General features: G+C 65.0%; 20 protein-coding genes. 7 read left to right on the forward strand and 13 right to left on the reverse strand.

Annotated features, from left to right (window positions below; translation table 11 throughout):
• Positions 1-164: 164 nt before the first annotated feature.
• Positions 165-2,915: a M16 family metallopeptidase gene (locus PKE72_RS06540; RefSeq protein WP_271164561.1), complete on the forward strand. Its 2,751-nt coding sequence runs from the start codon at positions 165-167 to the stop codon at positions 2,913-2,915.
• Positions 2,916-3,010: 95 nt separating this feature from the next.
• Here PKE72_RS06540 and PKE72_RS06545 read toward each other — a convergent pair whose 3' ends face one another.
• From PKE72_RS06545 to PKE72_RS06555, 3 genes are all read right to left on the reverse strand, one after another.
• A complete protein-coding gene (locus tag PKE72_RS06545; protein ID WP_271164562.1) occupies positions 3,011-4,027 on the reverse strand; it encodes an AAA family ATPase in 1,017 nt (338 codons plus the stop codon).
• Positions 4,028-4,116: 89 nt separating this feature from the next.
• Positions 4,117-4,791: a response regulator transcription factor gene (locus tag PKE72_RS06550; RefSeq protein ID WP_271164563.1), complete on the reverse strand. Its 675-nt coding sequence runs from the start codon at positions 4,789-4,791 to the stop codon at positions 4,117-4,119.
• 118 nt (positions 4,792-4,909) lie between these two features.
• On the reverse strand, positions 4,910-7,843 hold the full coding sequence (locus PKE72_RS06555; protein WP_271164564.1) for a TonB-dependent receptor domain-containing protein: 2,934 nt from the start codon (positions 7,841-7,843) through the stop codon (positions 4,910-4,912).
• Positions 7,844-8,360: 517 nt separating this feature from the next.
• On the opposite strand from PKE72_RS06555, the gene dusA reads away from it, so the two are divergent.
• Together dusA and PKE72_RS06565 are read left to right on the forward strand one after the other, a co-directional pair.
• On the forward strand, positions 8,361-9,380 hold the full coding sequence (gene dusA, locus PKE72_RS06560; RefSeq protein WP_271164565.1) for a tRNA dihydrouridine(20/20a) synthase DusA: 1,020 nt from the start codon (positions 8,361-8,363) through the stop codon (positions 9,378-9,380).
• 152 nt (positions 9,381-9,532) lie between these two features.
• The gene (locus tag PKE72_RS06565) at positions 9,533-10,102 is read left to right on the forward strand and encodes a 3D domain-containing protein (RefSeq protein WP_271164566.1); all 570 of its coding nucleotides are present in this window, start codon (positions 9,533-9,535) and stop codon (positions 10,100-10,102) included.
• 73 nt (positions 10,103-10,175) lie between these two features.
• Here the strand turns inward: PKE72_RS06565 and PKE72_RS06570 are convergent, their stop codons facing one another.
• The 3 genes from PKE72_RS06570 to PKE72_RS06580 form a co-directional block, all read right to left on the reverse strand.
• Complete coding sequence (locus tag PKE72_RS06570; protein WP_271164567.1) at positions 10,176-11,066, reverse strand: hypothetical protein; 891 nt, start codon at positions 11,064-11,066, stop codon at positions 10,176-10,178.
• A 90-nt stretch (positions 11,067-11,156) separates the two neighbouring features.
• The gene (locus PKE72_RS06575; RefSeq protein ID WP_271164568.1) at positions 11,157-11,480 is read right to left on the reverse strand and encodes an Mpo1-like protein; all 324 of its coding nucleotides are present in this window, start codon (positions 11,478-11,480) and stop codon (positions 11,157-11,159) included.
• 38 nt (positions 11,481-11,518) lie between these two features.
• Entirely contained in the window at positions 11,519-13,423 is a 1,905-nt protein-coding gene (locus tag PKE72_RS06580; protein ID WP_271164569.1) for a DEAD/DEAH box helicase, read from the reverse strand.
• A 196-nt stretch (positions 13,424-13,619) separates the two neighbouring features.
• On the opposite strand from PKE72_RS06580, the gene PKE72_RS06585 reads away from it, so the two are divergent.
• A complete protein-coding gene (locus PKE72_RS06585) occupies positions 13,620-13,829 on the forward strand; it encodes a flagellar basal body rod C-terminal domain-containing protein (protein ID WP_271164570.1) in 210 nt (69 codons plus the stop codon).
• On the opposite strand, the gene PKE72_RS06590 is transcribed toward PKE72_RS06585, so the two are convergent.
• The 3 genes from PKE72_RS06590 to PKE72_RS06600 form a co-directional block, all read right to left on the reverse strand.
• Entirely contained in the window at positions 13,826-14,356 is a 531-nt protein-coding gene (locus tag PKE72_RS06590) for a hypothetical protein (protein ID WP_271164571.1), read from the reverse strand. The two genes, PKE72_RS06585 and PKE72_RS06590, sit on opposite strands and share 4 nt — an antisense overlap.
• A 114-nt stretch (positions 14,357-14,470) precedes the next feature.
• The gene (locus PKE72_RS06595) at positions 14,471-16,357 is read right to left on the reverse strand and encodes a methyl-accepting chemotaxis protein (RefSeq protein WP_271164695.1); all 1,887 of its coding nucleotides are present in this window, start codon (positions 16,355-16,357) and stop codon (positions 14,471-14,473) included.
• Positions 16,358-16,454: 97 nt separating this feature from the next.
• Entirely contained in the window at positions 16,455-17,144 is a 690-nt protein-coding gene (locus PKE72_RS06600; RefSeq protein ID WP_271164572.1) for a winged helix-turn-helix transcriptional regulator, read from the reverse strand.
• 58 nt (positions 17,145-17,202) lie between these two features.
• On the opposite strand from PKE72_RS06600, the gene PKE72_RS06605 reads away from it, so the two are divergent.
• Genes PKE72_RS06605 through PKE72_RS06615 form a run of 3 tightly spaced genes read left to right on the forward strand, consistent with a single transcriptional unit; the run spans position 17,203 to position 18,480 of the window.
• Positions 17,203-17,649: a VOC family protein gene (locus tag PKE72_RS06605; protein ID WP_271164573.1), complete on the forward strand. Its 447-nt coding sequence runs from the start codon at positions 17,203-17,205 to the stop codon at positions 17,647-17,649.
• A gap of 13 nt (positions 17,650-17,662) precedes the next feature.
• Positions 17,663-18,121, forward strand: coding sequence for an SRPBCC family protein (locus tag PKE72_RS06610; protein WP_271164574.1), 459 nt, complete (start codon positions 17,663-17,665; stop codon positions 18,119-18,121).
• An 11-nt stretch (positions 18,122-18,132) separates the two neighbouring features.
• Positions 18,133-18,480 carry a DUF1428 domain-containing protein gene (locus tag PKE72_RS06615; RefSeq protein WP_271164575.1) on the forward strand — a complete coding sequence of 116 codons (348 nt, stop codon included), beginning with the start codon at positions 18,133-18,135 and terminating at the stop codon, positions 18,478-18,480.
• A gap of 5 nt (positions 18,481-18,485) precedes the next feature.
• Here PKE72_RS06615 and PKE72_RS06620 read toward each other — a convergent pair whose 3' ends face one another.
• Genes PKE72_RS06620 through rpoD form a run of 4 tightly spaced genes read right to left on the reverse strand, consistent with a single transcriptional unit; the run spans position 18,486 to position 21,950 of the window.
• Positions 18,486-18,932 carry a hypothetical protein gene (locus tag PKE72_RS06620; protein ID WP_271164576.1) on the reverse strand — a complete coding sequence of 149 codons (447 nt, stop codon included), beginning with the start codon at positions 18,930-18,932 and terminating at the stop codon, positions 18,486-18,488.
• A 44-nt stretch (positions 18,933-18,976) separates the two neighbouring features.
• On the reverse strand, positions 18,977-19,717 hold the full coding sequence (locus PKE72_RS06625) for an extensin-like domain-containing protein (protein ID WP_271164577.1): 741 nt from the start codon (positions 19,715-19,717) through the stop codon (positions 18,977-18,979).
• 55 nt (positions 19,718-19,772) lie between these two features.
• Complete coding sequence (locus PKE72_RS06630; protein ID WP_271164578.1) at positions 19,773-19,952, reverse strand: DUF2256 domain-containing protein; 180 nt, start codon at positions 19,950-19,952, stop codon at positions 19,773-19,775.
• A gap of 51 nt (positions 19,953-20,003) precedes the next feature.
• On the reverse strand, positions 20,004-21,950 hold the full coding sequence (gene rpoD, locus PKE72_RS06635; protein WP_271164579.1) for an RNA polymerase sigma factor RpoD: 1,947 nt from the start codon (positions 21,948-21,950) through the stop codon (positions 20,004-20,006).
• Positions 21,951-22,187: the final 237 nt, after the last annotated feature.

A 22,187-nucleotide genomic window follows, 5' to 3' on the forward strand; every position in this document is an offset into this window, starting at 1 on the left:
ACCCCCGATCCTTAGGACCGGCAGCTTGCACCAACCTTACAGCCCGCGCGCTTTGGAGGGCCATTTTTCCTTGCGTTCCAATGGTGAAGCTCATCGGTGTCAGGCTGGCGCAAGCTTCGTGTGCTTGGTGGCGCGCGCCCGACATCGGCGTGTGAGGATCGACCTTGAAGACCTTCGGAAAACCCATCGCCGGCGCAGTGCTGGCCGCCCTTCTGTCCTGCGGCGTCTCGACTGCGGCCTTGGCCCAGGCGCGGCCCGAACTGGGTCAGGTCCGCATCCCCTATGAGACCTTCACCCTGCCGAACGGCCTGACCACCCTCGTCTACACCGATCACACCGCGCCCACCGTCTTCGTCGGCGTCTGGTACCGGATCGGATCCAAGGACGAACCGGCCGGCAAGACCGGGTTCGCGCATCTGTTCGAACACCTGATGTTCCAACCGACGGTCCATCGGCCCACCGAATATTTCACGCCGCTGGAGGCTGTCGGAGCCACCGACATCAACGGCAGCACCACCGCCGACTACACCAACTACATCCAGACGGCGCCGACAAACGCCCTCGACCGCGCGCTGTGGATGGAAGCGGACCGCATGGGCCACCTGACGGACGGCATGACGCAAGCCCTGCTCGACGAGCAGCGGGCTGTGGTCAAGAACGAGAAGCGCCAGAACGAACTCGGTCCAGGCCAGGCCTCGGAGGCGCAGTTCCTGAAAGGCTATTATCCCGCCGGCCACCCCTATGCTCACACGACCATCGGCTCGATGGAGGATCTGGACGCCGCCACCCTGGACGATGTGAAGGCCTGGTTCGACGCCAATTACGGTGCCTCCAACGCGGTGCTGGTTCTCGCCGGCGACATCGACGCCGCGACCGCGCGCGAGAAGGTGGCCTTCTATTTCGGCGGCGTCCGCCAGGGCGAGCCGATCAGCCGACCCGACCGATGGACTCCGTCCATTCCAGACATCCGCCGCGACATCGTTTACGAGAACATCCCGGCCGCCGTCATTTCGCGGACCTGGCCGCTCAGCAACGCCTCGCCGCGCGACAACACCCTGCTGCAACTGGCGGCGCGCGCCATGGCGGCGGGACGCGGCACGCCCCTGCACGACGCCCTTGTCGAGGATTTGCAACTCGCCGACGACGTGTCTGCGTCGGTCGGCGAGAGCCAGCTGGCCAGCGCCTTCACCCTGTCCGTCGCACTGAAGCCCGGCGTGACGCCCGAGGCCGCCGGCGCGGCGCTCGACCGCGAACTTGCGAAGTTTTACGCTGCGGGGCCCAACAAGGATCGCCTGGACGAAGTCGTCACGGCCACCGACATCTCTCTGTTGCAGACCATGGAGAGCAGCGCCGCAATCGGGGCCTGGCTGGCCGAGGGCGCCGTGACCCACGACGACCCGGTCTATTTCCTCAAGCAGCGCGAATGGATCGGCGACGTCGACGCCAAGGCGGTGGCGCGGCTGACCCAGGCCGTGCTGTCGCGCCCCTATTATGAACTGGTCCAACTTCCGACGCCCGTACCCGTCGCGGCGCCGACCGTCTTCGCCGACCCCAAGCACATGCCCGAACCCGGCCCGGCGGACACGACGATCGCCTTTCCTGCCGTCGCCGAGGCGACCCTCGCCAACGGACTGAAGCTCGTGGTGGCCCATCGTCCCAACCTTCCGATCGTGAGCGCCAGCCTGCAGTTCTCGACCGGCGCCCTGGCGGAAGACGCCTATGGACGCGGCACGGCGGGCCGCGCCTTCGGCATGCTGACCAACGGCTCACGCCGTTACGACGCCGAACAGCTTCAGCGCGAGGCGACCAGAGCCGGCGTAAACATAACCGCCGGCGCCCAGAGCCGGCAAAGCGCCGTGACCTGGACCATGCTCGCCGCACGACTCGACGAAGGCTTTGGTTTCGCCGCCGAGGTGGTGCGACGCCCCACCTATCCTCAGGCCGAGATCGACAAGGCGCTGGACCGCGTCGGTCCCCAGTTCGACGCCTATGAACGCAATCCGCTGCAGTCAGCCGCACCCGTCTATTCTCGGGCCATCTGGGGCGAGGACCATCCCCTGGGGCGGATCGGCACGCGCGAGGACGCCAAAGCCGTGTCGCGCGACGAAATCCAGGCCTTCCATGACCGTGAGATCGGCCCGAACAACGCCACGCTCTACCTCGTCGGCGACATTACCCTCGACCAGGCCAGGACACTGGCCCAGACCCATTTCGGCGACTGGCGTCGCATCACCCCCACCCCGCTGAACGAAAGAGCGCCGGCGACGGGCCTGCCCGGCCGCATCATCCTCGTGGACGCGCCCGGCGCCGCTCAGACGAGCGTAATGGTCGGCGAACTGACCACCCCGTTCGTCGCGGACCAGGCGGCGGCGGGGTCCCTGGCGGACTCCATCCTGGGCGCGGCCTTCAACAGCCGGCTGAACATGAACCTGCGTGAGGAGAAGGGATGGACCTACGGCTTTACCGGCGGTGTTTCGGACACCCCGGTCGGCCCGCGCACCTTCACCGCCTCGGGCACGGTTGAAGCCGACCGAACGGCAGACGCCATGGCTGAGATTCGCAAGGAGATCACCGCCTATGTCACCGACAGACCGGCGACCGCCGAAGAGCTGGAACGGGAGCGCACGGCCCGCGTGCTCGCCCTGCCTTCGGCCTTCTCCGGGAACAGCGCCTTCCTCTCGGCGATCACCAGCGCCGCCGCCTATGGACAGCCTTATGATCGCGCCGCCTCCTCTGGCGCCCGACTGGCTGCGGTCACGCTCGATCAGGTCCAGAACGTCGCGCGTCAGACCTATGACCCGGCGCGCCTAACCTGGGTGGTGGTCGGCGACCTCTCAAGGATCGAGACGTCTGTCCGCGCCCTGAACTATGGCTCCGTCGAGGTCTGGGACGTCTACGGCCATAAGGTCCGCTGATCCGCAGGCTGGATCCAGAATAAAAAAGGGCGCCGCGGACCAAGCAGGATCCCGCGGCGCCCTTAAGCACCCTCATCGACAAACCGGGTTGGCGACTAGTCTGTCGCGTAGGGACGCTTCACGTGCGCCAAGACCTCTGTCAGGAGATCGTCGGCCGAAAGATTGTTCGCCTGGGCATGGAAGTTCAGCACCAGGCGGTGGCGCAGCACGGGCATGACCACGGCCGCGACGTCGTTGGTTGAGACGGCGAACCGGTCATCCAGCAGCGCCTGGACCTTGGCGGCCAGCATCAAGCTCTGCACGCCGCGGGGCGAGGCGCCCAAAGCCACGCTGCGGTTGATGCTGTCAGGCGCATAGTCGCTGCCGGGCTGGGTGCCCATGACCAGACGAATGGCGTAGGCCTTGGCCGCCTCTGTCACTGGCGTCTGGCGCACAACCGCGCGCATCCGTTGCAGGGTGTCGGCATCCGTCACGGCATTCAACACGACGTCGTGGCCGCTCGTCGTTCGGTCGATGATGGCGTGATAATCGGCCTCGGACGGATATCCGACCACCAGTTTGAACAGGAACCGGTCCAGCTGGGCCTCGGGCAGCGGATAGGTGCCTTCCTGGTCCACCGGGTTCTGGGTCGCCATGACGCAGAAGGGCTCGGGCATCTTGATGGTGCGGCGCCCCACCGTCACCTGGCGCTCCTGCATCACTTCCAAGAGGGCGGACTGGGTCTTGGGCGTGGCGCGGTTGATTTCGTCGGCCAGGACCAGATTGGAGACGATCGGCCCTTGTTGGAAGGTCAGTTCATGACCCCCGCCGTCGGCTTCGGTCAGGACCGTGGTGCCGATAATGTCGGCCGGCATCATGTCGGGCGTGAACTGGATGCGCGAGAACGGCAGGTCGATCGCGCGGCTGATCGAAGAGACCAGCATGGTCTTGCCCAGTCCCGGCACGCCTTCCAACAGGACGTGGCCGCCGGCCATCAGCGCGGTCAGAACGCCATCGACCACATCGGCCTGGCCGACGATCATCCGGCCGACCTCGGCGCGGACCTTGATGAAGGTTTCCTTGAACTCGGCCGCGCTCTGGCGGGCCAGTTCTACGTCGTCAGTCGAAACCATTGAAAACCCGCATACTTAGATCCAGTCAGCTAGGGTATGGCACACAAGGCTTGCACCAGTCTGGCCGGCTTTTCGAAAGGCGCGCCGGGTCAGCCTTCATCCGCCAGACAGTAGCCGAGCCCCCTCACCGCCCGGATCCGTACCCTGTCGGTGCGTCGCGCCAGATTGGTGCGCAGTCTTGAAATCTGTGACTCAAGCGAATTGGCGTTGACCACCTTGTCATAGCCATAGACCCGCGCCTCCAGCGTCTCGCGCTGGATCACCGCGCCGGGCCGCGCCATCAGCGCCTCAAGCACGAGCGCTTCGGTTCGCCGCAATGTCAGAGGGACTTCGTCGATGAAGAAGACCCCGCTCTCCAGATCGTGCAGCAGTGGGCCGAACTGGCGGGTCTCGCGGCGCACCTCGATCGAGCGGCGTAGCGCGATGCGGATGCGCGCCAGGAGTTCGCGCGGCTCGAACGGCTTGGCGATATAGTCGTCGGCGCCGGATTCCAGCCCTTCGACCCGGTGATCCGGCGTCGCCATGGCCGTGAGGATGATATAGCGCTGACGCCGGTTGCGATGGGCCGAATAGGCGATCAGCGAGACGCCGTCTCCGTCCGGCAACCCCCGGTCCAACAGCACCAGATCGAACTCATTGGCATCCACAGCGCTGCGCGCAATCGCCAGTGAAGGCGCGACGTCAACGACAAACCCCTGACGCTCCAGGTAGATAACCAGCGTCTCGGCGACGTCGGCGTCGTCTTCGACAAGCAATAGACGCATAACCCATATTACTCCGTCGAAGGCGTCGACCTCTGGCGCGACGCCCCGCTCTCCTCTTTAAAGAATGAGCTGGTGCAAACGCTAGAGACAGGGCGCGCTCGCACGCGCCCTGTCCGTGTCAGAACGAATACTGAAGTTCGATGGAGAAGGTCCGCCCCGCCGCATTGTAGCGCGCCGTATCGTAAGGACGACCTTGAACGACCACGAAGGGCGGATCCTGATCCAGGATATTGCGTCCCGCGAAGTTTAGACGGATGTCGTTGTTGATACGCCAGGCCGCCGTCAGGTCCACGATCAACAAGTCATCAACCGGCATCAGGCGATCCTCCTCGAAGTTGACGCCAGCCGCGCGGAAGATATCGTAATCGTTGATATATTCCGGAGTGTAATAGGCCCACACCGCCGCACTTAGATCGTGGTAATACCAGCCAACCGACCCGACCACCTTGTAGTCGTCAGGGCCCTGCAGCAGCCCGAGCGTCGAAAGCGGCTCACGATTTTCGAACGCCTGTCGTTCCGCCGTGAGGTTGTCGAGCACGTTGATCTTGGGTTCGAAAGTGCCCCATTTCGTGCCCCATAGGTAGCTAAGCTCATAGTTGATCGAGGTATATTCAGAACCCACGATATTGAAGGTCATGTTTCTTGCTTCGATGATCTTCCCGTTGGCGTCCCGCGGGTAGAACTGGGTCAGCCTGTATATTTCGTCCTGACGCAGGAAGGTCTGGAGGTCTCGCGGATTGGCGTACTCGCTGTCGATCTTGGTCGAGTTATACGACACGTCCAAAGTCAGTCCGTCCAACATACCTTTCGGACGCCAGGTCAGGCCATAGGTGACTTGGGTTGATGTCTGGGGCTCGAGGTCGGGGTTGGGCGCAACCACTTGTGGAACGGCGTAGGTTCCGGGGCGGACGCAGTCCGTCGTGCAGGTGTACAGCGGATCATTGCTTATAAACGTCGTATAGACTTGGTTGCCTGTGGGGCTGAACAGTTGGGTGTAGGGCGGCGCCTGGAAGCCTTCCGTCCACCGCGCACGCAGCGCCAAACCGTCGAACGGCTCCCATCGCACGCCCACGGCTGGCGTCGTATTGGCGAAGGTGTTGGAGTCGTAGAGCAGTTCCCCGCCCAGCGAGTAGGGAACATTGTTGACGGTGCCGATCGGGCCCTCGGTGGTGTAGCTGTCGCGACGCGCCGCCAAGCTGACAAGAAGCGATTTAATGCCGGGATAGTTGAAGCTCTCACCGAAGATCGGGATCGTGAATTCCGCGAAGTAGGCATGGCGATCCCGCGTGACGGGATTGACGGTTCGCACGCGGACTTCTTGGCTGTCGTTGTCATCCGAGGTCATCTCGGCACCGACGGCGTAGAGCAGCTTGCCGGCAGGCAAGGTCCACAGCGAGCCTGTCAGACGGGCTTCCCAGTTCTCCGTGCGCGACGACCGTTCCTCTGTCACGGGGATATAGTAGAAGTCGGCGACGCTGGATCCGCCGCCATTGGCGGTAGACTTCCACGGATTGAACGCGAGCGTCGGGTCGCTGCTCGTCAAGGCGAGGCACTGACGATCAAACACCCCTTGAAGATACTCGCGTTCCGCGCCGGTGACGCGGTTCTCCGCCAGCTGGAAATTGTAGCAGCTCACCCCGTTCGGGGATGTCGCGTCCGCGCGGAAATCCACAACCGAACCCAGGTTCGGGCTTTGACCGGAGGTTTCCGACTTCGATGTGGTGTAGAGGAGCTCCAGCTTGGTGTCGGGATTGAATTGATAGCTCAGGCCCGCGTTGATGTTCCACTGGGTCGCGGTATTGGAAATCCGGCCTGTCGGCAGCTCTCCAGCCTCCACTTCAGCCTGAGGATTATAGGCGACGTTCGCACCAGGCGTGAACGAGTCGAAATAATAGGCCGGGAAGGGATTATAGGCCTGGCCCGGAGCCAACTGAACGCGCAGCCCTGTAGCGTAGAGGATGTCCTGCTCACTCTCAGATCGCGTATAGAGCGCGTCGCCGAAGAATGTGAGCTTTTCTGTAATCTTCTGTTCAAAGTTCAACGTCCCGCTGATGCTATCAGACTCGGGCCCGGCGAGTTCCGGCACCACATCCGGGAGGGCTTCCGCGCCCACCGTTATGAAGTCGCCAAGTCCCGGGCGACCGACGAAGCCGGGTCGTACGGTCAGGCCTTGCGCAACATAGATGCTGTTAAATGTAACCGGATCAAAATCGTAGTAGCTTTGGTCGATAACTCCGGGTTGTAGCCCCCGACTAAATGAACGTGTGTCGAATGCAGTGTCGCCGCCGTAGTAGCTGGCGTAGTTTTCGGTGACGTAACCGCTCTTGTAGTTGTTAATGGGCTTGCGACGGCTGAAGTCGAGAGTTCCCGAGAGATTTCCTGAAGCCCAGGAATAGCCGGAGAAGAGGCTGATGCGGCTGTTGTCCGCGTCGTTGGCGGACACTTCATGTTGAACCGTCAGGGTCGATCCAATGAAGTCCTTGCGCAGTATGAAGTTGATGACGCCGCCGATGGCGTCGGCCCCGTAGATGGCGGAAGCGCCCCCCAGAGAAATTTCCACGCGCTCAACAGCGCTGAGCGGAATGCCGTTCAGGTTGGCGAAACCGTCTTCGATGCCGGCCGCGCCGGCGACCCGTCTGCCATTGACCAGGATCAGTGTATTGCCCGCGCCCATGCCGCCGAGGTTGGCTGCAGAAACGCCCAGAGAACCGATCTGCGACACGCTGACCTGACCGCGATTGGAAAGGGGTCCGCGTTGACGCTCGTTTGTGATGGCGCCGATGGTGGCGACGTTCTGCGGCAGGGTCCGGATCAGCTGCTCGACGCTGGTTACGCCGCGCGCCTGGATCTCCTCCTTGGAGATGACGATGACGCGCGAGGTCGGGTCGCCGGTCCGCAGGCGGCTGCCCGTCACCTCGACCGAGTCCACGACCGCAGCTTCGCCAGCATCGATTGCCGCCTGCTCGGCGCGCGCGCGCTCCGCTTCCGTCGTCTCAGTCACCGTTTGCGCCCAGGCTCCGCCCGCCGATGCGCAGAGCACCAGAGCCAGCATGGAAGTGCTCATCATCCTTGTCTTCACGTCATTCCCCCTGCCAGCCCCAGCCGGCGCAGATTTCACCTCCGTTGCAGGGTGACAGGAATGACGCGGCGTTCAGTGACCGGCAGAAATTCCGCAGCACGTTGCAACACCGTCATGGTTACGTCGCCAAGCTTGCACCAAACTGGCAGCCCTAACGGCGTGCGGCATAATCGAACGCGACCCACCGAGATCCGCAATAATATTGCCGACGGTGTCCTTGCAGACACAGTCCGTGCACGATCCGCGCCATTCCCACGCCACGCAGGTGATCCATGCCTTTCCAGCGATGCGACGCGCCCAAGCCTTGGCGTTTTCTAACCATTGCGCAGCACTTGGACGCGCCACCGGCCAGACTTTCGTTTGCGGATGGAGGCCATGATTTCGGTGCAAAATGGGTGCAGTGAGATATCGTAGAGAGGCGAAAACCGTCGAAAAAGCGCGTAGAAGCGCTGGCAAACATCGTCTGCCAACCGCCTGAAATTAAAGAAAAATGTTTATAAATCAAGCGCGTAGACTGGCCGTGGCGCCGATGATGGACTGGACGGATCGGCATTGCCGCGCCTTCCATCGGGCTCTGACGACGCGCGCCTTGCTCTATACGGAGATGGTGACGGCGCCGGCCGTGCTGCACGGTGATCAGGATCATCTGCTGGGGTTCGACGCCGTCGAACATCCGGTCGCCCTGCAACTGGGCGGGTCTAATCCGGCGGAACTGGCCGAGGCGGCCAGGATCGGCGCGGCCTATGGTTATGACGAGATCAATCTGAACGTCGGCTGCCCGTCGGACCGGGTCCAGTCGGGTCGGTTCGGCGCCTGTCTGATGCGCGAGCCGGAACTCGTGGCTGACTGTATGGCGGCGATCAAGGCGGCGGTCGCCGTTCCCGCCACCGTAAAATGCCGGATCGGCGTCGATGATCAAGACCCGGCGACCGGCCTGTTCGCCACGGTGGACGCCTGCGCCGCCGTCGGGATCGAGGTCTTCATCGTCCATGCTCGCAAGGCCTGGCTGCAAGGCCTGTCGCCGAAAGAGAACCGCGACGTGCCGCCGTTGGATTACGACCTGGTGCGCCGGCTCAAGCGCGAGCGACCGCATCTGAACATCTCTATCAACGGCGGGGTCGCTGATCTGGACCAGGCCGAGTTCCATCTGGCGGAAGACGAGGACGGCGTTCGGCTGGACGGCGTGATGCTGGGCCGCGCCGCCTATCATGAGCCGGCTTTGCTGGGTCAGGCGGACCGACGCCTGTACGGGGCCGATACGACGGATGTGGACGCCTTCGCCGCTTTGGATCGCTATCGTCCCTATGTGGCCGCCCGTTTGGACGAGGGGGTGCGGCTGGCGGCCATGACCCGCCACATGCTGGGCCTAATGCACGGCCGCCCCGGCGCGCGCGCTTTCCGCCGAATCTTGACCATCGAGGCGATCCAGCCCGGTGCAGGCCTGGAGGTGTTGGATCGCGCGGTCGACGCCGTGCGAGAGGCTGAAGCGCGGCGCGAAGACGCAGCCTAGGAGCAAAAGAGCTTTAGAGATTCAGTCGCTTAACGCAGCCCGGACAGGCCGCCACAGCGGCGGAGCGCGGCGCGCCCCTTTCTGGCCACAAGTTAACGCGACAAAACCGGCGCCGGCGGCGTTGGGAGCCGGTGCTGTCATGAGCAAATCGGATGATCGGCGCTTCCGCTGCCTTCGCCATTCTGTGGGCCGCCGTGTCTTCGCTTTCGAGCGAGCCGGTGCCTTACAATGTCGCTGTCGCGGCGGATGAAGCCAGGGTTGAAACCCCGGCGCCCGAGATCGGTTCCACCGACGTCTCGTCCGAAATTACCCCGAGCCTCAGCCCCGACCAGGCCGAACTGATGGTCGGCGACCCGGATTGGCGCGCCTCGGCCCGCCTCTATCATGCAGGCGGCGGCGGAGCGACGGGCAATGATTCCCTGGGTTGCCGTCCCATCGCCATGCGTACGGTCGCGGTCGATCCCCGCGTCATCCCCCGCCGCACCAAGCTGTTCATCCGCGAGACGGTCGGTCTGCGTCTGGCCGATGGTTCGGTCCACGACGGCTACTGGTATGCGTCCGACACCGGCGGCGCCATCAAGGGGCAGAAGGTCGATCTGTTCACGGGCAACGGCCGCGGCTCGATGGCCCAGGCCCGCCGCCTGAACATGCAGACCCTGACCATCGCCGACGCCGGTCGCTTCGACGGCTGCCCTCCCGCCTGGGAAAACGCCTCCAACTGATCGTTCCAGGCAAGAAAAAACGCCGGCGAGCCTTAGGGCCGCCGGCGTCTTCATGTCTTGTCGATGCTGCGGCCTAGTCCAGTTCGCTGACCTTCAGCGTGGACTGCACCATGTCGTCCCCATAGGTCCCGACCCAGACGTCATAGCGACCGACCTGCGGATTGGTGATCAGCACCTTGGGGTTCACGCCGCCGCCGCTGTCGTCGTCGCAATACCAGCGGCCGTTCGGGGCGTTGATCAGCAGGGTGGTGTCCTCGGACGCCTCGACCAGGAAGGTCAGATCCAGGTCGCCCGGCTCGAAGAAGACCTGATAGTCCGCCGCCGCGCTGACCTTGCCCTCGCAGCCCGACTTTGCGCTGGCCGCCGGGATCGAGCCGCCGGCCAGGATCGCCTTCTCGTGCGGGTCGGGCGTGAAACCGGTCTGCAGCGTCACAGAACCGAAGTTGGGCTCCAGTTCGGTGTTCGGCGCGCCGTCGTCGGTCCCGTCCGATCCGCCCAGTTCGCTGATCTCCAGCGTCGACTGCACCATGTCGTCGCCATAGGTGCCCAGCCAGATGTCGTAACGCCCGCTCGTGGGATCGGGGATCAACACCTTTGGATTCACGCCGCCGCCGTTGTCGTCATCGCACAGCCATTCCCCACTCGGCGTATTGACCAGCAGGGTGGTGTCCTCTGACGCCAGCGCGCGGATGGTCAGGTCGAACTCGCCCGCTTCGAAGGTCAGTTGCAGGTCCGGCGCGGCGCTGACCGAGCCCTCGCAGCCCGACTGGACGGCTGCGGCGGGCACGGAGCCGCCGGCCAGGATGGACTTGGTCCAGGGATCCGGCGTGAAGCCGGTCTCCAGCGCGACCTCGCCATAGTTGGGATCAAGCGTGAAATCCGGCTTGGCGCCGCTCTTTTGCGCGACGCTGACGCCGGGCGTCAGTACGAGCGCGGCGCTAGCCGCGATGGCGATGATCTTCATGGACGATCTCCCTCCCCTGCGGCCTCCCGCCGCAGGGCGATCCTATCCGCTTCCGCTGCAAGGCACAGCTTCAAATCACAGAGGCTAGGTTCAGAACCGCCGCCGGCCGGACGCCGTCTCGAAGAACAGGCGAAAGTCGCCCATCAGGCTCCACAGCGGATATTTGAACGTGGCCGGCCGGTTTTTCTCGAAGAAGAAATGGCCGACCCAGGCAAAGCCGTAGCCGACCAGCGGCATGGCCAGCAGCCACCAGGGGTTCAACGTCAACACGAAGGCGACGAAGGCCAGGATCACCAGACCGGTGCCCACGACGTGGATCCGCCGACAGGCCCGGTTTGAATGCTCGTGGATGTAATAGGGATAGAAGGCCTCGAACGAGGCGTATCGTCCCTCAGGTTCGGACGGGGTGCTCATGGGCGGAGGGTGCGCCTCCGCCCATGAGCAATCAAGTCTCAGCCCTTGGGCTTGCCCTTGAAGCCTTCCTTCTTGAAGCCCGGCTTGGCCTTGAACGGCTTCTTGGCGAACGGCTTGTCGGCGGCCGCGTTGGAGCGCGGGTTGGCGCCGCCGCCATCGGACTTCGGCGCCCAGGGCTTCTTCTTGAACGGCGGGCGGGCGTCGCCCTCGCCGCCGTCGGCGCGCTTGTAGGGGGTCTTCTTGAACGGACGATCGCCTTCGTCGCGGTTCGGCTTGCCGGAGAAGCGGCCGGCCTTCATCGAGCCCGGCGTCGGAGCTTCCGACGACGTGATCTTGACCTCGTCGTTCGAGGCGGCGACGGCCTCGCGGAAGGCCTTTTCGTGGGTCTTGGCGATCTCGAACCGGGTCTCTTCCGGGAAGGTGCGGATGGCGCCGATCTGGGGCTTGGAGATGCCGCCGATGCGGCAGATCAGCGGGATCAACCATTTGGGATCGGCGTTCTTGTTTCGGCCCACGTCCAGGCGGAACCAGACCACGTCGTCCGCGCCCAGGCGGTCGCCCGGCCAGGGTTGGGCGGCCGTGCCGTCTTCGTTGCGCACGGTGCGCTCGCGCTTGACGGGGCTGCGATCCGAGCCCGGATCGGACAGTTCTTCCGGCGCCGGCTGCTCCTTGCGCAGCAGACGCACCAGGGCGGCGGCGATCTCGTCGGGCGTGCGCTCGGCGATCATCCGCTTGGCTACGATCATGTCCTCGTCGGACACGTCGGCCTCGAAGAACTCGGGCGACAACAGACGGCCTTCATCGGCCTTGCGTATCTCGTCGAAGGTCGGGGCGCCGGACCAGACGGCGTCGATGCCGGCGTCGTCCATCAGACGCTCGGCCTTACGGCGACGCGAGTGCGGCACCAGCATCACGGACACGCCCTTCTTGCCCGCCCGGCCAGTCCGGCCCGAACGGTGCAGCAGGCCGGCGCGGTTCATCGGCAGTTCGGCGTGGATGACCAGGCCCAGGTCCGGCAGGTCCAGACCGCGCGCGGCCACGTCGGTGGCGACGCAGACGCGGGCGCGGCCGTCACGCAGCGCCTGCAGGGCGTCGGTGCGTTCGCGCTGACCCATCTCGCCCGACAGGGACACGGTCGAGAAGCCGCGCTCCAGCAGCGAGGCCTGGAGGTGACGGACGGAATCGCGCGTCGAGCAGAAGACCATGGCGCGCGGCATCTCATACCAGCGCAGGGTGTTGACCACCGCGTGCTCGATCTCGTTCGGGGCGATGCGATAGGCGCGGTATTCGATGTCGGCGTGCTGGCGCGTCTTGTCGGTGGCGTCGATGCGCACCGCGTCCTTCTGGTAGCGCTTGGCCAGGGTCGCGATCTCGCGCGCGATGGTGGCCGAGAACAGCAGGGTGCGGCGTTCGGCCGGCGCATGGTCCAGGATGAACTCCAGGTCCTCGCGGAAGCCCATGTCCAGCATCTCGTCGGCCTCGTCCAGGACGGCGACCTTCAGCTCGGACAGGTCCAGATTGCCCCGGTCGATATGGTCCTTCAGACGGCCCGGCGTGCCGACGACGATATGGACGCCGAAGCCCAAGGCGCGCGCTTCACGTCGTGCATCCATGCCGCCGACGCAGGTGGCGATCTTGGCGCCGGAGTCGGCGTACAGCCACTGGAGCTCGGCCGCGACCTGCATAGCCAGTTCCCGCGTCGGCGCGATGGCCAGGCACAGGGGGGCGCCGCCCGGACCGAAGATCGGCTTGTCGCCCAACAGGGTCGGCGCGGCGGCCAGGCCGAAAGCGACCGTCTTGCCCGATCCGGTCTGGGCCGACACCAGCAGGTCGCGGTCCGCATGCTCGCCTTCCAGGACGGCGGCCTGGACCGGGGTCGGCTCGGCATAGCCCTTGTTGATCAGTGCGCGGTCGAGCGCGGGATGGACGGCGGGAAAGGGCATCGGCTACCTGGAATGACGGACAAGGGCGGTCGCCGAAACGACCGCGCCCGGCCGAGGACAGACCTCAGGCCGGGCGAATGATGGGCGCTCTATACACGGATAAAGGCGCAAGCGGGGCGGAAAACGCCGTTCACCCTGTTTGTTGCAGGGGCGTTGACCGGGACGGGTCCAGAGTACGGGTTGAAGGAGACCGCCCATGCAGGCCCTGTCTATCGCCGCCGCCGGAATGCTCGGGGCGCAATCCCGGTTCGAAGCCAGCGCGCGCCGCACCGCGTCTGCCCCGCTCGACAATCTCGCCGAGGAAACTGTCGAACGCATCCAGGCCAAAACCGCCTTCACCGCCAACGCCGCCGTGGTGCGCACTGCGGACGAGATGAGCGGGACCCTGCTGGACATGCTGGCCTAGCTGTCGGTCGCCGGCTCAGGCCCAAGGATGCGCCGGATATAGGGCCAGGCCCTGGCCACGGCCGAAATCACGCCGACCAGGCTGGCGAAGAACTGAAAGCCCGCCCAGACGGCGCTGAACACCGCGCCGCCCAGAAACAGCTCGGACAAGGGATAGAGCACAGACGCGATCGCGATCTGGAAATCGGCATAGGCGACCGAATATTCGATCGACCGGTCGGCGAAGAAGGCGATCACCACCGCCGCCGACACCGGCGACCAGAGCAGGGGCAGAACCAGCAGCACGGCCGCTGAAAGCACCGCCAGTTTCGTCCCCAGGGTCCGGTTCGACAGAAAACTGGCGACCACGCCCACGCCGAGGATCAGGGCGACCAGGGCCAGCAGGACCGGCAGAACCAGATCCGCCGCCGCCATCAGGTCCATGAACAGCATGCCGATCAGTATGGCTGCGCCGCTGATCAGGAATCCCGCCACCCACAGGGCGGCGTACTGGCTGAACCGCTGCTTCAGATGACCGATGTCGAACATGGCGTTCCCCGACGACGCCTCCCCCGAGGCCGCCTAAGGATACTCGCCTTCGACGCGAAGTCGACTCAGAGAACCGCGATCACCGGAACATCGCAGTCCTCCGGTCGACGGGGATCAGAATTCCTCCCAGCCCTCCGCCGCGGGCGCGGCCTGGGCCTTGGGAGCCGCGCCGCCGCGACCGAGGGTCTTGAGGGCGGCGACCATATGGTTCGAGCGGGCCGGTGCCGACGCCTTGGGCGCGGCGCGTTCCGTCGGCGTCGAGGCCGATGCGCCCACCTTGAACTGCGCCATCGAGGTCTGCAGGGCCTCCGCGTCCTGGGCCAGCGCCTGGCTGGCGGCGGTCGATTGCTCGACCATGGCCGCATTCTGCTGGGTGACCTGGTCCATCTGGTTTACGGCCGTATTGACCTGGGCCAGGCCCACGGCCTGTTCCTGGGCCGAGGCGGCGATTTCCGACACCAGATCGTCGATCTCGGCCACCCGGTCCACGATCCGTTGCAGGGCCTCGCCGGTCTGGCCGACCAGGCTCACGCCCGACCCCACCTGGGTGGTCGAGGTCGAGATCAAGGTCTTGATCTCCTTGGCCGCGTCGGCGGAGCGCTGGGCCAGGGCCCGCACTTCGGAGGCGACCACCGCAAAGCCGCGACCGGCCTCGCCCGCGCGCGCCGCTTCCACGCCGGCGTTCAGCGCCAGAAGATTGGTCTGGAAGGCGATCTCGTCGATGACGCCGATGATCTGGCTGATCTGAGACGACGACCCCTCGATCGCCTGCATGGCTTGGACAGCGTCGCGAACGATGACGCCCGAGGTCTCGGCGTCGCCCTTGGCGGCCTGGACGACTTCGGAGGCCTGGCGGGCGCCCGAGGCGGTCTTGTTCACCGTGGCCGTGATTTCATCCAGAGCGGCGGCGGTTTCTTCCAGCGAGGCCGCCTGCTGTTCGGTGCGACGCGACAGATCGTCGGCGGCTTGCGAGATCTCGCCGGCGCCCGAGCGGATGCTGGCTACATTGTTCAGAACCACGCCCATGGCCTGCTGCAGCCGGGCGATCGCGGTGTTGAAATCAGCCTTCAGCTGTTCGCCACGCGGCGACACATCGGTGGTAAACCGGTGGGTCAGGTCGCCGTTCGACAGGGCGGACAGACCCTCCGCCAGAGCGGTCAGGGCCACACGGTCCTCTTCGGCGATCCGCGCCTTTTCGGCCTCGTTGGCGCGGTGTTCGGCTTCACTCAGTGCGCGCTGGGACTGGGTTTCCGCCTCGAGCCGGATCTTCTCAGCCGCATTGTCGCGGAAGGTCCCGACAGCGATCGCCATGCGGCCGATCTCGTCGCTCCGTCCCTGTGCTGGAATGGCGACATCGAGGTCTCCCCCGGCCAGTCGATCCATAGCGCGGGTCATGGCGACGATCGGCTGGCTCAAGGCCCGCACAAGCCACAGGGTCATAGCGCCGGCGACCAACAAGGCCAGAATCCCGCCGATGACCAGGGCGGCGTATCCGGCCTCGAACGCGATCTTCTTGTCGACCTCCCTCTGGGTCAGCACACGCCCCGCCGCCTCATCCACCGCCGCGACGGCCGCGCGGATGTCTTCCAGTCCGGCCGTCTGCATCAGTTGGGCTCCGGCCTGGGGCCGGGTGGCGGGATCGCGGGCCAGGCCCATCAGGCCTTCGGACTGTTGGTGGAAGGCGGTCGTGGCGGTGCTTAACGCCTGATGCTGGGCGGCGTAGACGTGGGTCGCGTCGCTGGCGTCCAAGGCCGCAACCGCCTGGTCGAAGGTCGCCTTGCGCGCCGTATAGTCCTGAAGGGCCTCATCGCGGCCTGTCGCCACATAGGCGCGCATGGCGTTCTGTTCCTCGACCGCCGCCGCCATCGCCCGGTTCGCCGCGTCGCTGATCTCTCGTGCGGACTGTTCGGCCGTATCGGACTGCTGGATCGTCATCAGGCTGAACAGCACCACCAAGGTGGCCACGCCGCACGCGCTCATCATGGCCCCGAGGGCGATCATGAGCTTGATGGATACCGATAGGGACCTGAACACGTCCGCCTCCGAATACTAGGGTGCGTCAGGACCTAAGGGATACTCCTTACCAAACCTTCTAAGGCTAAGCTTCCATCACGGCCTTTTCCGGCAGGTGGAAGAAATCCGTGAACCGTTCGAAGACGCGAACATCACCCTTGATCGAGAGATCCCCCTCCGCGTTCAAAGCCGCAATTGGAACCTTGCCGTAGACCGCCGCCGCGACCAGGGAGGGCCGCGTGGTCAGGGTGACGTCCGCATCTTCGATCTGGCCGCGTAGAGCCTCCAGCTTGCCGTCCGCGATCTCGACGCGGAAGGCGGTCTCATCGAAAACGAAGCCGACGACCATGGCCGCTTCACCGGCGCGAACGGGATCGAACATGGTCTTGAACGACAGCATGGTGGAAACTGCGCTGATCGGCAGGGTCGGATCATGCTGGGGCGAACGCGCGGCCCAGCGTCCCAGGACGATGAAGACCGGTTCGATCTCGCGCCCCCACTCCGTCAACTCATAGACCTGAACCGAGGCCGGGGGCGGCAGTTTTCGACGCCGCACCACGCCCGAGCCCTCGAGCCCCTCCAGTCTCTGGGTCAGCACATTGGCCGAGATTCCATGCAGATCCTTCTTCAGATCGCCGAACCGGCGCGGGCCCAGCATCAGTTCGCGCACGACCAGCAGCGCCCAGCGTTCGCCGATCAGGTCCAGTCCGTGCGCGGCCCCGCACGCATCGTGGTACCGACGCCCAGCCTTTGCAGTTACTTTTTCTAACTTCATAGTTGACTATTTTAATCTCTCACGGCACGGTTAGCAAACATAGGGAGAGGAAAGACGAATGACCCAGCTGATTTTCATTAACCTGCCCGTCGCCGACCTGACCCGATCCATCGCCTTCTATGAGGCGGTCGGCGCCACGAAAAACCCGATGTTCAGCGACGACACGGCGGCCTGCATGGTCCTGTCGGAGGTGATCCACGTCATGCTGCTGACCCACGACAAATGGCGCACCTTCACGGATCGCAAGATTCCAGACGCCCACAACTCCGCCCAGATGCTGCTGTGCCTCTCGCGCGACAGCCGCGACGCGGTCGATGCGGTGGTGGCCCAGGCCGAGGCGGCCGGCGGGGCGGCGGACCCGAATGCGCCCCAGGACTACGGCTTTATGTACGGCCGCAGCTACGCCGACCCGGACGGCCATATCTGGGAGACCATGTGGATGGATCCCGCCGCCGTCGCCGCCGGCCCCGAAGCTTTCGCCGCCAATCAACTGACACCGGCCTGACCGGAAGGCCGATATGTCCGACCCCTTCGAACTCAGTGTCACCCGCCTGATCCAGGCCTCGCCCGATGACGTGTGGAATATCTACGTCGAGCGGACCGGCGAATGGTTCTGCCCCCGCCCCTGGACCACGCCCGTCGTCGATTGGGACCTTCGCACCGGCGGCCGCGCCAATGTGGAGATGCAATCGCCCGAAGGCGAGCGCCACGCCTATTCCGGCGTCTTCCTGGAGGTGGTCCCCGGTCGGCGACTGGTTTCGACCGGCGCCCTGACCGAGGGCTGGGTTCCTCAGGCGGGCGAGATGAACTTCGTCCGTATCGACACCTTCGAACCAGAAGGCGACGCCACCCGCTACACCGCCGTCGCCCGCCACTGGGACGAAAAGGCGATGCAGACCCACCGCGCCATGGGCTTCGAACAGGGCTGGGGCGCCGTCGCGGATCAACTGGCCGAACTGGCCGAAACCAACAGCTGAGGAGAACGACCATGACCTATGTAAGCGGCTTCGTGACCCCTGTGAAAACGGCCGACAAGGACGCCTATCTGCGGTGCGCCCAGGCCGCCGCGCCCATCTTCAAGGAGTTCGGCGCCCTGGCCGTCGTCGAGAACTGGGGCGTGGATATTCGCGACGGCAAGCTCACCGACTTCAAGATGGCGGTGAAGCTGGAGCCCGAAGAGACCGTGGTCCTGTCGTGGATCATCTGGCCCGACAAGGCGACCGGCGACGCCGCCGAGAAGAAGATGATGGAAGATCCCCGCTTCCACGAAATGGAAATGCCCTTCGACGGCAAACGGATGGTCGTCGGCGGCTTCGAGACGATCTTCCAGGCCTGACGCGCTCAGGCGCGGCCGGCCTTGAGCGCCGCCGTCAGGTCCTTGCGTCGCTTGGCGTGGCTGCGCTCCAGGTCCGAGCGTTCGGCTTCCAAGGCTTTCAACCTTTCGGCCAAGGCCGCGTCAGCCTCTTGATAGTCGGCGTCTAGCGTCTCCAGCTCGGTCTGCAGACGCTCGATCTTGGCGATCCGCGCGTGCGATGGGCCGGCCGCCTTCTTCGGCTTTGCCGCCTTGCCGATCTTGCCGATCTTGCCGACGTCAATGGACAGGCCGCGCTCGATCACCTCGCCCGGAGCCGCCAGGGCCGCGTCATAATCAGGTCCACCGCTCAGCTCGCTGGCCAGGCCGGTGGCGAACAGATCCTGCTTCGATCCCCAGGCTTCCAGCGCCTTGGATCGCGAGCTGACCGCGATCGTAAAGGCGTGAAACCCGTCCGACCAGGTGAAGACTTTCAACCTCGGCGCCATACCACCGTCCCTCCGGCGACTGGATCGGCGCCCTATCGGCAGAAACGCGTGTCGGTCGCTTCCAGATGCAGGTGGTCATAGTGGACGGCGTTGTAGTCGGGGCTCAGCACCGTACCGAAGATGCGGCAGGCGTCGTCACGGATGCGGCGCAGGAACCTGGCCTCGGGCGCATCGCCATTCCAGTCGGCGGTGACGCTGATCCGCCGCCCGTCGCGCAGCCGCACCCCTGCGAAATCCAGCGCCGCCGCCTGGGCGTGGGCGCTGATCCGGGTTGATCCGGCGCCATTGTTCACATTGCGGCAGGCGTAGGCGCCCATATGGTCGATCTGGACCACGTCAGAGCCCAGGATCTCGCGCGCCGCCGGCTCCAGCGACTGGCGCCGCCAGATGCTCAGGGCCAGGGCGGTCTGGCAGGTCATCTGGACATCCCCCGGCGCCATACGCGCCACCGTGCCCATGTCGGCGCCCAGCACCCCGCCCTGGCTCAGTCCACAGACGGCGGAGTTCTGGCGGTCCGGCACAGGACTGAAGCGGACGCGCGCGGCGTTGAGCTCGGCCAGACACCGGCCCAGATCGGCGCCCACCCGCACCACCGCCCCTTGAGTTCCCCCATCTATGGGCCGGTCGATCAGGCCCCCGACCAGCGGCGCCTCGGACCGCCCCGGATAGGGCGACGGCCTTAGCGGCTCCGGCGCACGCCGCACGCAACCGCTCAGGACCAGCAGGACCGCCAGGCCGGCCGACAGACGCATCATCAGAACATTTGAAGCCATCGGCCGGATTCTATCCGATTCCCGAAGAGAGGCCGGTCACGAGGCGGAGAGCCGCCTATCGCCGTTCCGGCGACGCACCCTTCTCCCGACACCGGTCGGAGCAGAATCGCACCCGATCCCAGTCGCGCACCCACTTCTTGCGCCACGCGAACGGCAAGCCGCAGGCGACGCAGACCTTTTGCGGCAGATCGGCCTTGGCAGGCGCATGGCCCAGATTGACGTGCTTTCGACCCATGACATTCCGCAATGAAAAAGGGCGGCCCCGTCGGAGCCGCCCCTGATCGTCTTAGCTGTCCAGGAAGGACCGCAGTTTGCGCGACCGGCTGGGGTGTTTCAGCTTGCGCAGCGCCTTGGCCTCGATCTGACGGATGCGTTCGCGCGTCACCGAGAACTGCTGGCCGACTTCTTCCAGCGTGTGGTCGGTGTTCATGCCGATGCCGAACCGCATCCGCAAAACCCGCTCCTCGCGCGGCGTCAGGGACGCCAGCACACGGGTGGTGGTCTCGCGCAGGTTCGACTGGATGGCGGCGTCGATCGGCAGGACGGCGTTCTTGTCCTCGATGAAGTCGCCCAGGTGGCTGTCTTCCTCGTCCCCGATCGGGGTTTCCAGCGAGATCGGCTCCTTGGCGATCTTCAGGACCTTGCGCACCTTCTCCAGCGGCATGGCCAGCTTCTCGGCCAGTTCTTCCGGGGTCGGCTCGCGGCCGATCTCGTGCAACATCTGGCGGCTGGTGCGGACGATCTTGTTGATCGTCTCGATCATGTGCACCGGGATACGGATGGTCCGCGCCTGGTCGGCGATGGACCGCGTAATCGCCTGACGGATCCACCAGGTGGCGTAGGTCGAGAACTTGTAGCCGCGGCGGTACTCGAACTTGTCGACGGCCTTCATCAGGCCGATGTTGCCCTCCTGGATCAGGTCCAGGAACTGCAGGCCGCGGTTGGTGTATTTCTTGGCGATGGAGATCACGAGGCGCAGGTTGGCCTCGACCATTTCCTTCTTGGCCTGCCGGGCTTCGCGCTCGCCCTTTTGCACCGTCTGGACGATGCGGCGATAGTCGTCGATCGGCAGGCCGGCTTCCAGCGCTACGGCGGCGATGTCACCGCGGATAGTCGCGATCTGGCTGGCTTCATTGTCGCTGAACTTGGTCCAGCGCACGCCCTGGTCCTTGATCCGGTCGGTCCAGGTCGGGTCCAGTTCGGCCCCGAAATAGGCCTTCAGGAATTCGGGACGCGAAATGCCGTAGCTGTCGGCCAGGCGCAGCAGACGCCCTTCCAGACCGATCAGGCGCTTGTTGATCGCATACAGCTGTTCGACCAGGGCCTCGATGCGGTTGTTGTTCAACTTCATCGTCTTCAGACGATCCGAAATGGACGTCGTCAGCGCCTGGTAGGCCTTCTCGTCCTTGGCGCTCAGCGCCTCGCCCTTCAGGCGGGTCTGGACCAGCTTGTCCTGAAGCGCGCGGAAGGCGCCGAAGTCGGCGGCGATGAGATTCAGAACCTCCATCACCCCATCGCGCAGCTCAGCTTCAAGCGCCGAGATCGACATGCCGCCGCCGTCGTCGAAATCGTCGTCATCGTCGTCGTCAGATTCAGGCTTGTCTTCGGCGACCGGCTTTTCCTCGGCCTCCTCTTCCTCTTCGCCCTCAGGCTGGGCGGCGCCCGGCAGGGATGAGGGGTTCAACACGCCGTAAGTCGCGTCCAGGTCGATGACCTCGCGCAGCAGGATGCGGTTATTCTCCAGCTCGTCGCGCCAGACCATGATGGCCTCGAAGGTCAGGGCGCTTTCGCACAGACCCGAGATCATGGCGTCGCGGCCGGCCTCGATGCGCTTGGCGATGGCGATTTCGCCCTCGCGGCTCAGCAGCTCGACCGAGCCCATTTCACGCAGATACATCCGCACCGGGTCATCGGTTCGGTCATAGGCGGCCTTGGCCGGGGCTTCGGCCACGCCGGTGGAGGCGGCGGCGGCGACGTCGGTGGACTGCTGCTCCTGCGCGTCCTCCTCGGCCTCGACGACGTTGACGCCCATTTCCGACAGCATGGCCAGGGTGTCTTCGATGGCGTCCGGGGTGACTTCCTCGGACGGCAGGACCTTGTTCAGTTCCTCCATCGTCACATAGCCGCGCGCCTTGGCCTGTTTGATGAATTTCTTGACGCCGGCGTCGGTCAGATCGAGCAGGGGCCCGTCGGTCGAAACCTCGGCGTCCTGCGTCTCGGTCTGTGCGTTCATAGTCAGTTCGTCTCCAGCCGGAGGGGGTGATCAATCCACCCCGGCGAAAATACAATGCCTGGCGAGGCGTAAGGTTACGCGCCCGCGCTGTCTTCCCAAATCATCCCGGCTTTGATCGCACGACAAAGCAAACCCCGCGCGACCCACGTCGGCGGAACCCTTCATCCTGCCCCGGCGCATCTCACGCCAGGACCGAGGCGTCGTCGAACGCCTGCGACCATCGGACCCTTGCCTCGG

Source organism: Brevundimonas intermedia (assembly GCF_027922165.1).
Classification (GTDB): domain Bacteria; phylum Pseudomonadota; class Alphaproteobacteria; order Caulobacterales; family Caulobacteraceae; genus Brevundimonas; species Brevundimonas intermedia.

Coding starts and splice junctions, on each gene's coding strand:
- PKE72_RS06545 (WP_271164562.1), bottom strand. CDS start 4,027: ATGGTTTCGACTGACGACGTAGAACTGGCCCGCCAGAGCGCGGCCGAG.
- PKE72_RS06550 (WP_271164563.1), bottom strand. CDS start 4,791: ATGCGTCTATTGCTTGTCGAAGACGACGCCGACGTCGCCGAGACGCTG.
- PKE72_RS06555 (WP_271164564.1), bottom strand. CDS start 7,843: ATGCTGGCTCTGGTGCTCTGCGCATCGGCGGGCGGAGCCTGGGCGCAA.
- dusA (WP_271164565.1), top strand. CDS start 8,361: ATGTTTATAAATCAAGCGCGTAGACTGGCCGTGGCGCCGATGATGGAC.
- PKE72_RS06565 (WP_271164566.1), top strand. CDS start 9,533: ATGATCGGCGCTTCCGCTGCCTTCGCCATTCTGTGGGCCGCCGTGTCT.
- PKE72_RS06570 (WP_271164567.1), bottom strand. CDS start 11,066: ATGAAGATCATCGCCATCGCGGCTAGCGCCGCGCTCGTACTGACGCCC.
- PKE72_RS06575 (WP_271164568.1), bottom strand. CDS start 11,480: ATGAGCACCCCGTCCGAACCTGAGGGACGATACGCCTCGTTCGAGGCC.
- PKE72_RS06580 (WP_271164569.1), bottom strand. CDS start 13,423: ATGCCCTTTCCCGCCGTCCATCCCGCGCTCGACCGCGCACTGATCAAC.
- PKE72_RS06585 (WP_271164570.1), top strand. CDS start 13,620: ATGCAGGCCCTGTCTATCGCCGCCGCCGGAATGCTCGGGGCGCAATCC.
- PKE72_RS06590 (WP_271164571.1), bottom strand. CDS start 14,356: ATGTTCGACATCGGTCATCTGAAGCAGCGGTTCAGCCAGTACGCCGCC.
- PKE72_RS06595 (WP_271164695.1), bottom strand. CDS start 16,357: ATGATCGCCCTCGGGGCCATGATGAGCGCGTGCGGCGTGGCCACCTTG.
- PKE72_RS06600 (WP_271164572.1), bottom strand. CDS start 17,144: ATGAAGTTAGAAAAAGTAACTGCAAAGGCTGGGCGTCGGTACCACGAT.
- PKE72_RS06605 (WP_271164573.1), top strand. CDS start 17,203: ATGACCCAGCTGATTTTCATTAACCTGCCCGTCGCCGACCTGACCCGA.
- PKE72_RS06610 (WP_271164574.1), top strand. CDS start 17,663: ATGTCCGACCCCTTCGAACTCAGTGTCACCCGCCTGATCCAGGCCTCG.
- PKE72_RS06615 (WP_271164575.1), top strand. CDS start 18,133: ATGACCTATGTAAGCGGCTTCGTGACCCCTGTGAAAACGGCCGACAAG.
- PKE72_RS06625 (WP_271164577.1), bottom strand. CDS start 19,717: ATGGCTTCAAATGTTCTGATGATGCGTCTGTCGGCCGGCCTGGCGGTC.
- PKE72_RS06630 (WP_271164578.1), bottom strand. CDS start 19,952: ATGGGTCGAAAGCACGTCAATCTGGGCCATGCGCCTGCCAAGGCCGAT.
- rpoD (WP_271164579.1), bottom strand. CDS start 21,950: ATGAACGCACAGACCGAGACGCAGGACGCCGAGGTTTCGACCGACGGG.